General features: G+C 71.2%; 7 protein-coding genes. 3 read left to right on the forward strand and 4 right to left on the reverse strand.

Going from position 1 to position 12,907, the window contains the following annotated elements; translation table 11 throughout:
* Nucleotides 1-245: 245 nt before the first annotated feature.
* Nucleotides 246-1,307, reverse strand: coding sequence for a PucR family transcriptional regulator (locus RB628_RS28045; RefSeq protein ID WP_318323306.1), 1,062 nt, complete (start codon nt 1,305-1,307; stop codon nt 246-248).
* A gap of 444 nt (nt 1,308-1,751) precedes the next feature.
* Between RB628_RS28045 and RB628_RS28050 the strand changes: the two genes are divergently transcribed.
* From RB628_RS28050 to RB628_RS28060, 3 genes are all read left to right on the forward strand, one after another.
* Nucleotides 1,752-2,186 carry a hypothetical protein gene (locus RB628_RS28050; protein WP_318323307.1) on the forward strand — a complete coding sequence of 145 codons (435 nt, stop codon included), beginning with the start codon at nt 1,752-1,754 and terminating at the stop codon, nt 2,184-2,186.
* A 155-nt stretch (nt 2,187-2,341) separates the two neighbouring features.
* Nucleotides 2,342-4,387, forward strand: coding sequence for a flotillin family protein (locus RB628_RS28055; protein ID WP_318323308.1), 2,046 nt, complete (start codon nt 2,342-2,344; stop codon nt 4,385-4,387).
* 77 nt (nt 4,388-4,464) lie between these two features.
* Complete coding sequence (locus RB628_RS28060) at nt 4,465-9,357, forward strand: DNA repair ATPase (protein WP_318323309.1); 4,893 nt, start codon at nt 4,465-4,467, stop codon at nt 9,355-9,357.
* A gap of 299 nt (nt 9,358-9,656) precedes the next feature.
* On the opposite strand, the gene RB628_RS28065 is transcribed toward RB628_RS28060, so the two are convergent.
* The 3 genes from RB628_RS28065 to RB628_RS28075 all read right to left on the reverse strand — a co-directional run bounded on the left by RB628_RS28065 (nt 9,657) and on the right by RB628_RS28075 (nt 12,222).
* The gene (locus RB628_RS28065) at nt 9,657-10,004 is read right to left on the reverse strand and encodes a hypothetical protein (RefSeq protein ID WP_318323310.1); all 348 of its coding nucleotides are present in this window, start codon (nt 10,002-10,004) and stop codon (nt 9,657-9,659) included.
* Between the two features lie 152 nt (nt 10,005-10,156).
* Entirely contained in the window at nt 10,157-11,590 is a 1,434-nt protein-coding gene (locus RB628_RS28070; protein ID WP_318323311.1) for a flotillin family protein, read from the reverse strand.
* Nucleotides 11,591-11,706: 116 nt separating this feature from the next.
* Nucleotides 11,707-12,222, reverse strand: coding sequence for a hypothetical protein (locus RB628_RS28075; RefSeq protein WP_318323312.1), 516 nt, complete (start codon nt 12,220-12,222; stop codon nt 11,707-11,709).
* Nucleotides 12,223-12,907 lie beyond the last annotated feature (685 nt).

Genomic DNA, 12,907 nt, shown 5'->3' on the forward strand with positions numbered 1-12,907 from the left:
CGTAGCCGTAGCCGTAGCCGTAGCCGTAGCCGTAGCCGTAGCCGTAGCCGTAGCCCGGCCCGATGCCGGCGATCGGGGCGGCCGACGACGGGCCGGCGTTCCGGACACCGCGCCGGCTCACCGGCCCGTCCCGTGATCAGCTCATGCCGTCCGGCACGCCGGGCGTGCGCAAACGATCAGACAGCCGCAACCGGGGAGCCGTGATCGACAGCGCGCGAACCGCCCTCGTGGTGACTCGTCGGACGTCACTCCTCGTCGTCGGGCCACCCGAGGAGCCGGGCCCCGATCACCGCGGTCTGCAGGGTGTAACGGTGGACGGGATCGCCGGGGTCGGCGCCGGTGAGCTTGTGGATGCGCTCAAGACGGTAGGTGAAGGCCCGCACGCTGAGGCTCAGGCGCCGGGCAGCCTCGGCGGCGACGCAGCCGGAGTCGAAGTACGCCGTCAGCGTCTCGACAAGGGGCCGCGCACCGCCTCGTGCGCCCAGCAGGGGGCCGAGGGTGCTGTCGACGAGGTCGGCCATGGCCTGCCGGTCGCGGGTCAGCACCGGGTAGACGAGGAGATCGGCCGCGCGCAGCACGGGCTCGTGAATCTGCAGCCGGCCCGCCAGGTCGAGGGCGTTGAGTGCCTCTTCGTAGGAGTGCACGACGCCACCTGCACCGGGGTGGGGACGTCCGATGGCGACCTGGCCGCCCTCGGTGGCCGCGTACGCCTGCTTGGCGAAGAAGGTCAGGACGTCGTCCTGGTCCCCGGGCGCGATGCAGACCAGTCTGCCGTCCTTGGTGGTGAGCAGAATGCGCCGCTCGCCGAACCGGCTGACCACGGCGCTCTCCACCTGCCGGGTGGCCGGATCGGTCTCCTCGACGGGCTTGTCGCCCTGCGCGACGGCCACGGCGTGGGCGCGGGAGAGGAGCAGACCGAAGCGTTCGGCCCGCTCGGACAGGCGGCCCAGGTCGCTGCGGCCGTAGAGCAGGTCGTCGATGAACTCCCGCCGCACCGCCTCCTCCTGCCGCACGGCGAGTTGCTGTGCCCGCTCGTGCCCTTCGGCGAAGGCGTCGATCGCCTGCTCGACGGCGGCGAGCGCGGTTTCACCGGCCGAGGCGGACAGGACGGGCCAGTGATCGCGGGCCACGGCCAGGTGTCGACGAACGACGGCCCGCATGCCGAAGCCGGCCTCCGCAGCGCGTTCTCCCTGGGTCCGCAGGGATTCCAACTCACCCCTGGTGAAGCGGCGACCCGTCGCGCACACGTCGGCCAGTATCTGGACATACCCCTCCAGATACTCGTCGGGGACCTTCCGCCCTGTCACACGCCCTCCTGGTTTCCTGACGCCTTGCCTACGCATTCCTGACGCATGCTGAACAAGACTGGCAGATCAGGGGCCGGGGAGGAGTCCGGTATCAGGGGCGCTCGCGATTTCCCGGTGCGGCCGAAGGTGATGGCGGCCAAACCGCTGTGGTCCGTGGCGAGTTCGCGGGTGCCTGGGCCGTTCACGGGCTCCGCGTCACTCGGGTGGTTCGGTCGGCGCGTTCCCAGGAGCCCCGCCGGCCCCTGACAGGCGGCGGCTGCCGTCCGCCGTGCCCGTCCGGCCTCGCCGGACCACGGACCGGAACCCGCAGCGATGTGTCGACCTCCGGCATCAAGAAAACGTCAAGACTGCCGGAACACGGCAATGCGCCGCAAGGCATGCCCAGTTCAAGATGGTGGCGGCAGCAACACGGGATTCGGGAGCCGGACTTAGGGGGGTGGGGGCATGGGGCAGATCGCCGACGCCGCCGTGCGGTTCCCCACCGTCACCCTCACCTCGGCCCTGGTCGTCGCTCTCGGCTTCTGGCTGCTGGTCCTGCTGGGCCGGGCCGACGTGCGCGCCTTCGATGCCGACGCCCCGTCGCTGACCAGGTCTCTCGGCGGGATACCGGCCGCTGTCGCAGCCTCCGTCGTGGTCCTCAGTGCCTGGCTGGTCAGCCTCACCGGAACGGTCCTGATGGACCTGGCACGCCTGACCGGTCCCGGCGGCGCGGCGGCCCGGGTCGCGCTGCTCGCCGTGTCCACCCTCGTCGCGTGGCCGGTGACACGAAGGTCCGCGGTCCCTCTCGCCAGGCTGCTCCCGGGGCGCCCGGGGTCGTACCGAGGGGCTGCCGCGACCAGTACACCGTACGACCCCGGCAGTCCCCACACGCGCGGCTGAACCGTCCACGGGGCCGCACGGCCGCACCACGTCCTCATGCCCGCCGCGCGCGTGACGCACGTCGTACGCACACCTGACGCACCTGCCCGCAGTCGAGCGGGCCGCCCAGCCTCGCCGTCGAGGCGCCAACTCCTCGCTGACTTCAAGGATTTCGTATGGATGCCTTCACCGTGGGCGTCGGCGTGCTCATCGCCGCCTGCCTGCTCGTCGCGATCGCCGTGTTCTTCGTCGTCTCCCGGCTGTTCCGCAAGGTGGAGCAGGGCAAGGCGCTGATCGTCTCCAAAGTGCGCAAGGTCGATGTGACCTTCACCGGTCAGGTGGTCCTGCCGGTGCTCCACAAGGCCGAGGTGATGGACATCTCGGTGAAGGCCATCGAGATCACCCGGGCCGGCAAGGAGGGGCTGATCTGCCAGGACAACATCCGGGCCGACATCCGGATCTCGTTCTTCGTGAAGGTGAACAAGACCGTCGAGGACGTCATCAAGGTCGCCCAGGCCGTCGGCACCGTGCGCGCGAGTGACCGCAACACGCTGCAGGAGCTGTTCCACGCGAAGTTCTCCGAGGCGCTGAAGACCGTCGGCAAGCAGATGGACTTCACCGACCTGTACACCAAGCGCGAAGAACTCCGCTACAAGATCATCGAGTTGATCGGCATCGACCTCAACGGTTACCACCTGGAGGACGCGGCGATCGACTACCTGGAGCAGACGCCGCTCACTCAGCTGGACCCGGCCAACGTCCTCGACGCCCAGGGCATCCGCAAGATCACCGAGCTGACGGCCGTGGAACACGTACGCACCAACGAGGCCCAGCGCACGGAGGAGAAGGAGATCACCCGGCAGAACGTCGACGCCCGCGAGGCCATCCTGGAGCTGGAGCGCCGGCAGGCGGACGCGGAGATCAAGCAGAGGCGGGAGATCGACACCGTACGGGCCCGTGAGGAGGCCGAGACGGCACGGGTCATGGAGGAGGAGCGGCTGCGTGCCCAGGGCGCCTTCCTCAGGACCGAGGAGCAGCTCGGTGTGCAGCGGGAGAACCAGGCCCGTGAGGTCGCCGTCGCGGCGAAGAACCGCGAGCGGGTCATCGCCATCGAGAGCGAGCGCATCGAGAAGGACCGGCAGCTCGAGGTCATCGCGCGGGAGCGGGAGACGCAGCTGACGCAGATCGCCGCCTCCAAGGAGGTCGAGGCCGAGAAGCGGGAGATCGCCGAGGTCATCCGCGAGCGAATCGCGGTGGACCGTACGGTCGCCGAGCAGGAGGAGGCCATCAAGAAGCTGCGGGCCGTGGAGGAGGCCGAGCGCGATCGGCAGACCGTGATCATCGCAGCCGAGGCCGAGGCGCAGGAGAAGCTGGTCAAGGACATCAAGGCGGCCGAGGCCGCCGAGCAGGCCGCCGTCCACCATGCCGCCGAGGAACTCACCCTGGCCGAGGCCCGGTTGAAGTCGGCCGACCTCGACGCGCAGGCCAAGCTGCGGCTGGCCGAGGGCGTCCAGGCGGAGGCCGCCGCCGAAGGGCTCGCGGCCGTCCAGGTCCGTGACAAGGAGGCCGAGGTCATCGAGAAGGCCGGCCGTGCGGAGGCCGGGGTGGCCGAGGCTCGGATGCGGGCCGAGGCGGAGGGCGCCCGGGTGAAGGCGCTCGCCGAGGCCGAGGGCATCGGCGAGAAGCTGAAGGCGGAGGCAGCCGGTCTGACCGAGAAGGCCGCGGCGATGGCCGCGCTCGACGAGGCGTCCCGCGGTCACGAGGAGTACCGGCTGCGGCTGCAGGCCGAGAAGGACATCCGGCTCGCCGGACTCGACGTGCAGAAGCACGTCGCCGAGGCACAGGCCACGATCCTCGCCACCGGACTGGAGAACGCCGACATCAACATCGTCGGCGGGGACTCGGTCTTCTTCGACCGCCTCGTCTCCTCGATCGCGCTCGGCAAGAGCGTCGACGGGTTCGTCCAGCACTCCGAGACGGCCCAGGCCCTCGCGGGGCCCTGGCTGAACGGCTCGTCGAGCTTCACCGACGACCTCAGCCGCGTCCTCGGCTCGGTCTCCACGGCGGACGTGCAGAACCTGACCGTCTCCGCCCTGCTGATGAAGCTGATGAAGACGGGCGGAGCCGATTCCGGCGCCCTGGAAGAGCTGCTCGGCAAGGCCGGCGAACTGGGTGTCGCCGACGCCTCGCTCGCAGCCCTGAACGGCAGCGCCAGGGTCTGACAGGCCGCGGTCCGGAGCTGCCGCACAGGGGACGGCAGCTCCGGACCGCTTTTTTCCTACTTTCTGAGAGGGACGCCATGACCACCGGCCTGGACACCGGCACGTACGAGGTGCTGCGCGACCGCCTCACCGCGCAGGCCGCCGAACTCGCCCGCCGAGCCGAGGCACTCAACGCCCGGCGGACCGAGGAGTTCGGCTCCACCCGGCTGGAGCTGACGAGCACCCAGCGGCTGCGCACCGAGCACAACTGCGTGCCCCGCGACATCGTCGCCGTCGGCGGGGTTCTGCTCTTCGGCCACAACGTCTTCCTCGGCCGGGGGCCCGAGACGGCCGTCGGCGATGTCTTCGGCCTGCACGACCGCGACCTGAACCGGCTGCCCGACGACGCCGTACCCGGCCTGCTGGACGACCCGGCGTTCGTCCGTGAGTTCGCCGCGCTCTACCGCTACTACCGGCAGGCCCATCTGCTCCAGCTTCGCCGCGTCGAGGGCAGATTGCTGGCGGTCTTCCAGACCGGGGAGAAGACGGGGGACATCCGCGTCCTGCGCTGGGCCGTGACCGACGACGGCCAGGTGTCCTTCCTGGACGCGCGCGGGGACCGCGACGAGCATCTCAACGTATTCCCGCCCGCCCACGACTTCGAGTGGACCGTCACCGCCCGGGAGGACCACGTCCTCGGCCGCCACCCGCACGTCTCCATCGAGGGCGAGGTCTTCGTCGAGACCGTCGGCGGCACCCTCACCGTCAAGGTCGAGAACAACACGGAGACCGGCGAGGGGATCTACACCGAGCCGGTCGACGAGCCGCTGCAGTCCCTTGCCGACGCCGATATCGCGTACGCGCGCGTGGGCGCCCTGGTCCTGCTCCGCGTGCGTCCCTACAAGGAGGACACCGACCGCCACCTGGTGTTCAACACGCTCACCAGGACGGTCGTCCGCCTGGACGGCGTCGGGCAGGCGTGCCGTCGGCTGCCCGAGGACCAGGGCATCGTCTTCCCCGGCGGGTACTGCCTGGCCACGGGCACGTACAAGACCTTCGACGGCGTCGCCGCCCCCCTGGACACGGCAGCATTGGAGTTCGAGCGAGTGGTCCGCTCGCCCAACGGCGAGGACGTCCTGTTCGCCTTCCACGCGCGCGTGGAAGGCCGCAGCCTGCTGCTGCCGTACAACGTGATCCGCAAGGAGGTCGCGACCCCGTTGTCCTGCCACGGCTGGGCGCTCTTCGACGACGGCGCGCTCGTCGTGCTGCGCGCGGACAGCGACGAACCGCAGCGCGTCCACCCCGTTCAGCTCTGGAACTCGCCCTTCGTCTCCGACACCCACGCCGCCGCCCGGCCGGCCGGCACCGGCCCGCTCGCCCGGGTCGGCAACGCCGACCTCGTGCGCGGTGTCTCCGACTGCCTGTCCATCACCCGCGCGGTCGCCGGGACGACCCCTACGAGCGAGGTGTACGAGGCACTGGCCGCCGCCTGCGTCCGGGCGGCGGACTCCTACCACTGGCTGGGCGAGCCCGAACTCGGGGCTCTGCACGAGCCGCTCACGCAGGTGCGGGCCACCGCTGAGCAGGTCCTGGCCGAGTTCGAGACCGTTCAGACCCTCACCCGGCAGGCCGCCGACGCGCTCACGGAAGCCGGAGAGCGGGTCGCCGCCCTTTTACGGCGTCTGCGCGGCGAGGCCCCGCGCGGCGCCGCCGCCTGGATGAGCGGCCTGACCGAACTGCGCCACGCCCAGGGCCACCTGCTCACGCTCAAGGACCTGCGGTACGCCGACGCCGCGCGCATCGACGAACTCGCCGCCGGCGCCGAGGCCGACCTCGCCACCTTCGGACAGCGGGCCGTCACCCACCTCGCGCGTGAGGACGCCTTCACCGACCACCGGGCCGCCATCGAGCAACTCGTCACCGACACCGAGGCGATCACCACCGTCGCCGGGGCCGAGCCCGTCGCCGCCCGCCTCGACGAACTCGCCGACGGGCTGCGGACCGTGACCGAGGTCGTCGCGGGTCTCGACATCGGCGACGCCACCGTCCGTACGTCCGTCCTGGGACGGATCGCCGAGATCCTCGGCGGCGTCAACCGGGTCCGTGCCCTCCTCGACGGGCGCCGCCGCGCACTCCTCGACCGTGAAGGGCGCGCCGAGTTCGCCGCCGAGTTCGCCCTGCTCGGGCAGGCGGTCACCGGCGCGCTCGCCGTCGCGGACAGCCCCGAGGCCTGCGACGAGCAACTCGCCCGCCTGCTTGTCCAGTTGGAGAACCTGGAGTCCCGGTTCGCGGAGTCCGACGACTTTCTCGGCGACCTCGCGGACAAGCGCGACGAGGTCCATGACGCGTTCTCCGCCCGTAAGCAGACCCTCGCCGACGCCCGTGCCCGCCGCGCCGAACGCCTCGCCGACTCGGCGTCCCGGATACTGCGCACCGTCACCCGTCGCGCCGCCGTGCTCGCCGACACGGACGCCGTCACCACGTACTTCACCTCGGACCCCATGGTCGCCAAGGTCCGCCGCATCGCCGACGAACTGCGCGAACTCGGCGACCAGGTCAGGGCGGAGGAACTCGACGGCCGCCTCAAGTCCGCCCGTCAGGAGGCCCGCCGGTCCCTGCGCGACCGCACCGACCTCTACACCGACGACGGCCGCACCCTCCGCCTCGGCGCCCACCGCTTCGCGGTCAACACCCAGCCCCTCGACCTCACCCTCGTCCCGCACGGCGAGGGACTGGCCCTCGCCCTGACCGGCACCGACTACCGCTCCCCGGTCACCGCCCCCGACTTCGCCGCCACCCGCCCCTACTGGGACCGTCCGCTGCCGTCGGAGTCACCCGAGGTCTACCGCGCCGAACACCTCGCCGCCCGGCTGCTGGACGAGCACGGTCCGGCGGCACTGGAGGCGGCAGACCTGCCCGACCTCGTACGGCGAGCCGCGGAGGCGGCGTACGACGAGGGATACGAGCGCGGAGTCCACGACCACGACGCGGCCCTGGTCCTCGCCACCCTCCTGCGCCTGTACGCGGAGGCGGGCACCCTGCGCCACGAGCCCGCGGCCCGCGCCACCGCCCAGTTGTTCTGGGCCCACGGCAGGACCGACGAGGCCCGGCAGGAGTGGCAGCGGCGCGCGGTCTCGCTGGCCCGTGCACGGGACACGTTCGGCCTGGCGCCCGCGATCGACGATCTGCGGCAGGAGCTTGCGGAGGCGATCGGCAACCAGGCGGCGGCCGCCTACCTCTTCGAGGAGCTGACGAGCGGTCCCGACGGCTTCGTCGTCAGCGCGGGCGCCCGCACCCTGCTCGACAAGTTCCGCCGCACCGTGGGCTCGTCGGCCTACGACGACGACCTCGCCGCAGTCGGCGACCTGGCCGCACGCAAGCAGCTCGTCGAGGCGTGGCTGTTCTCGTACGCAGCGTCGACCGGCACGGACCCCACCCCCGGCGACCTGGCCGAGGCGGTGGCCGCCGAACTCTGCCCCGACCTGGCCCGCTACGACTCCGACGCGCCGCTGACCGGCACGGTGGAGGGGCTGCTCGGCGCCCACCCCCGCATCACCGACCGTTCCCTGTCCCTCCGCGTCGACGAGTTCCTCGCCCGCACCCACGCGTTCCGCTCGTACGACGTCCCGGCGCACCGCGCCTACCAGCGCCGCCGAACGGAGCTGGTGGCCGCCGAACACGGCCGGCTCCGCCTGGACGAGTACCGGCCCCGGGTCATGTCCGCTTTCGTGCGCAGCAGGCTCATCGACGAGGTCTACCTTCCGCTCATCGGCGACAGCCTCGCCAAGCAGCTCGGCACCACGGGCGACACGAAACGCACCGACACCGGCGGTCTGCTGCTGCTCGTCTCTCCGCCGGGCTACGGCAAGACGACCCTCATGGAGTACGTCGCCGACCGCCTCGGCCTGATCCTCGTCAAGGTCAACGGCCCCGCCCTCGGGCACGCGGTCACCTCCCTCGACCCGGCCGAGGCCCCGAACGCGACGGCCCGCCGAGAGGTCGAGAAGATCAACTTCGCGTTGGAGACGGGCAACAACACCCTCCTCTACCTGGACGACATCCAGCACACCTCGCCCGAGCTCCTGCAGAAGTTCATCCCGCTGTGCGACGCCACCCGCCGCATGGAGGGCGTACGGGACGGGGAGCCGCGCACCCACGACCTGCGCGGCAAACGCTTCGCCGTCTGCATGGCCGGCAACCCCTACACGGAGTCCGGCGCGCGCTTCCGGGTGCCCGACATGCTGGCCAACCGCGCCGACGTCTGGAACCTCGGCGACGTCCTGACCGGCAAGCAGGACGCCTTCGCGCTCAGCTTCGTCGAGAACGCCCTCACCGCGAACCCGGTCCTCGCCCCGCTCGCCGGCCGCGACCGTGCCGACCTCGACCTGCTCATCCGCCTCGCGCAGGGCGACACCACGGCCCGCGCGGACCGGCTCACCCACTCCCTCGCGTCCGCCGAACTGGAGCACGTCCTGGCCGTGCTGCGCCACCTGCTCACGGCCCGCGCGACGGTCCTCGCGGTGAACGCCGCGTACATCGCCTCGGCCGCCCGGACCGACGCCACCCGCACCGAGCCGCCCTTCCAGCTCCAGGGCTCCTACCGCAACATGAACAAGATCGCCCAGCGCATCCAGCCCGTCATGAACGACGCCGAACTGTCCGCGCTGATCGACGACCACTACCGGGCCGAGGCCCAGACCCTCACCGCCGGTGCCGAGGCCAACCTGCTGAAACTGGCGGAACTGCGCGGCACGCTCACGTCTGAGCAGGCCGCCCGGTGGGCCGACATCAGGACCACGTACGTCCGCACCCAGGCGCTCGGCGGACCGGAGGACGACCAGCTCACTCGCGCGATCGCCGCCCTCGGCCTCCTCGCGGACCGCATCGCCGCCGTCGAGTCCGCCATCACCCGCGCCACCGATCCACGCCACCTCATGGCCAACCCGACGGCCCGACACGCCGTACGACCGCACGGCGAGAGGCACGACTGAGAGGACGCCGTGAACCAGCCGTGGCCGACATCGTCTGCGCCGACATCGTCTTCGCGACAGGGGGTTGATGACCGCCCTCGCCTGGACAGATCCGTGGCTCGCTGTCATCCCGGCACTCGTCACCATGGGACGGCTCATCAGGTCTACGGACGACTGCAGGCAGGCTGTTGCCAGCCCGCCTGAAACCGTCCTGTGTCACCGGCGAGCGGGCCAGGTCATTGACGCGAAACACACGCGGCGGCATCGGTAGAACCATCGTGTGGGGGAGAACAGACCACGGCCCCGCCGGGAAGACGACATCAGGACCGCTCGCCGATGCCCTGGTCCGCGGCCCGAGAACGCTCGGCACTCCGCCGGAACCGGTCGCTGAGCTGTGACCCGGCGATGAGCCCCGCCGCGAACAGCAACAGGCCCGCCTCCGAGACAGGCGTGAGGAGCATCGCGTCCTCCCCGGCCAGCCCGCTCCACCGTCCCAGGGGGACGACCAACCCACCCACCCACATGACCAGCAGGGCGACGCCCCGGACACGGATGCCCCAGGGCGTCGTACGACTGCGGACCCGCTTGGGCGCCCAGCCCCGCAACGTGGCGACCGACAGGGGCAGTACGAAGGCAGACCAGCCGACCAGCCACAGCCACAGGAACACGTCCACACTCCCTCTTCGCAGCGGCCCGGCGACCGAGAGCGCCCCGCAGCCGCTGTCCGGCACGCGCCGCTGTCCGGCACGCGCCGGCGTCCGTCCCGGAGGAGCCCGGGCGGTTCGCAACCGCCCGGGCTCCCACCGCTGTCCGTCCGATGTCAGCCGGCGATCTCGATCTTGCCGTTGGCCTCGGCGGACGCCGCGGTCTCGGGCTGCGCACCGCCGTTCCGCTGGGTGATGTTCTTCAGCAACTCGGCGAAGTCGACTCCGGTGGTGGAGCTCAGCAACTCGACGCCCTGGGCGACGTTGTCGGCGACCGTGCGGGAGAGCTGGCCGGCGCCGTCGGTGGAGATGACGGTCATCTTGTCGATGGCACTGAGCGGCTCGGACGCCTTGGCGACGACCTGCGGCAGGACCTCGACGAGCATCTGCAGCACGGCCGCGTCGCCGTACTGGGCGAACGCGTCGGCCTTCTTCTGCATGGCGTCGGCCTCGGCCGCACCCCTGGCGCCGATCGCTGCGGCCTCCGCCTCCCCCTCGATACGGACCGCGTCGGCGAGCGCGGCACGGTGCGCCTTCTCGCCCTCACCGGTCAGCCGGGACCGCTGAGCGTCCGCCTCGGCCTCCTTGACCAGGGCGATACGGCGGGCCTCGGCCTCCTGCTCGGCCTGGTACCGGGCGGCGTCGGCGGGCTTGCGGACCTTGGTGTCCAACTCGCGGTCGGTCAGCGCGGCCTGGTGCTCGGCGACCTTCTCCTGCTCAACGAGCACCTCCTGCTGCCGGGCCGCCTCGGCCAGCGGACCGGCCGCCGCGGCACGAGCCGCGGCCTCGTCGGTTTCCGCCTTGATCTCCGCCTGCTTCAGCGCGAAGGTCCGCTGGGCGATCGCGATCTCCTCCTCCGCCTTCAGCCGGGCCTGCTCGGCCGCGCGCCGGGCGACCGCCTCGGCGATGTCGGCCTCCTGCTTGGCGCGGGCGGCCTCGGGGCGGCCGAGGTCCTCCAGGTAGGAGCCCTCGGTGGTGATGTCCTGGATCTGGAAGGCGTCCAGCACCAGGCCCTGCCCGGACAGGCTCGCCTCGGCCTCCTCGGCGACCTGACCGGCGAACACGGCCCGGTCGCGGATGATGTCCTCCACCGACATCCGGCCGACGATGGCGCGCAGCGCGCCGGAGAGTACTTCCTGGGTGAAGCCGACGATGCCGTCCTGCTGCATCAGGAACCGCTGCGCGGCGGCCCGGATCGAGTCCTCGGTGCCGCCGACCTTGACGATCGCGACACCCTCCAGGTGAGCCTTCACCCCGCGCAGCGTCACCGCGCCGCGCACCGCGACCGGAATGTGCCGCGAGGACAGGTCGAGGGTGAACTTCTGCTGTACGAACGGCACGACGAACACGCCGCCGCCGACCACGACCTTCTGGCCGCTGTTGTCTGTGAAGATCCGGCCGGTCTCCGGATCGGTGGACTTCTTGCCGCGCCGCCCGGTGACGATGAACGCCTGGCTCGGACCCGCGACCTTGTAGCGGGTGACGACGACCAGGCCGAGCAGGATGAGGAGTACGACGACCCCCACCACGGCGAAGACGACTGGATTCATGATGATTCCCCCTCAGCCCTCCCAGGGGACGGCGGATCGATACGGGTTCGTGTGAAGAGAACAGGCACCGGCGCGTGGGCCGGTGTGACAGGTGCGGCCGGGGGTGTGGGGTGCGGTCAGCGCTCCACGGGACGTACGGACACCGCTGTCCGGGACAGCGTTCCCTCCACCCAGACCTCGGTCCCCCGGGCCACTGGCGCCGGACTCTTCGCGGAGAGTTTCACGGGTTGCCCGGCCAGATGGACCAGCACCTCACCGAAGCCATCGGCCGGGATCGCCGTGACCACGGATGCGGAGGTGCCGATCAGATCGTCGTGGCGCGGAGCCGCACCGGAGCGGTCGCGCAGGAGCGCCTGGCTGAGGCGGTACGCGAGCCAGCCCGTGGCGAGTCCGGCCGGCGTGCCGATCGCGGTCGCACCGACCGCGCCGACGCCCGTGGTGCCCATGGCGATCGCACCGGAGAAGCCGAGCATGGAGACGAATCCGGCGATGACCGGAAGCGAGAGGAGCCCGTCGAAGAGACCGTCCAGCAAGCCGACGCTCTCAAAGAGTCCTTCCAGGACGCCGTCGAAGACGAGGGACAGCACCAGGAGCACGACTCCCGCGATGCCGAGACCCAGAAACCAGCCCATCCGCCCCCACCGCCTTTTCCCCGTGCCACCGCGCCATTACCGAATGCTCACATGCGCGAGCCGGTCCTGGCATTGCCTGCTCCCGGCAATCTTTACGTGTTTTTGATGCCGGACTCTGCACGGGCTGCCCTGGCCCGAGCCGGGAGGATCGATGTCAGGTTCGGCACGCGTGCCGGAGGGTCGTCGAAGGGCGACGCAAGCACCGCGGCCCCTCCCTGCCTCATGGGGCCACATCCTTTCGACAAGCAAGTAGGTCTCGCGAGATCCGGGCGTTCCTGGCGAACTCCGCGGCCGTCGCGGCGGTGCAGCAGGCGACCTGCGCGAAGTCGTCTTTCAGCTCCGGGGATCGCTGGGGCATGGCCGGTCTCGCTGTCGGCCCCCTCGCCGTACAGACACCGGGCCACTTGATGTGCGGGGGCCCTGGGCCCTCCGCCGTGATTCGGATGGGGCACAGCCCGTCCTCGTGCCGTCCTCGTGGCGGAGAACCCGGGCGGCCACCACATGGCGGTGGGGACCCAGGCGCGCCGCGGCCCGGGGCAAGTGCCGGTCGGACCCCGTTGTGGCCGTTGGACCCCGTGCGGCGGAGCGAGGCCGGGGCGAGGCTGGAGGAGAGTGGTCATGGCGTCTGAAACGTGGGAGACACGATGAGTGGTCTGGTGGTCGTGGGTGTGGACGGGTCGGCGTC

Origin of the sequence: Streptomyces sp. ADMS (assembly GCF_033441795.1) — a bacterium.
GTDB lineage: Bacteria > Actinomycetota > Actinomycetes > Streptomycetales > Streptomycetaceae > Streptomyces.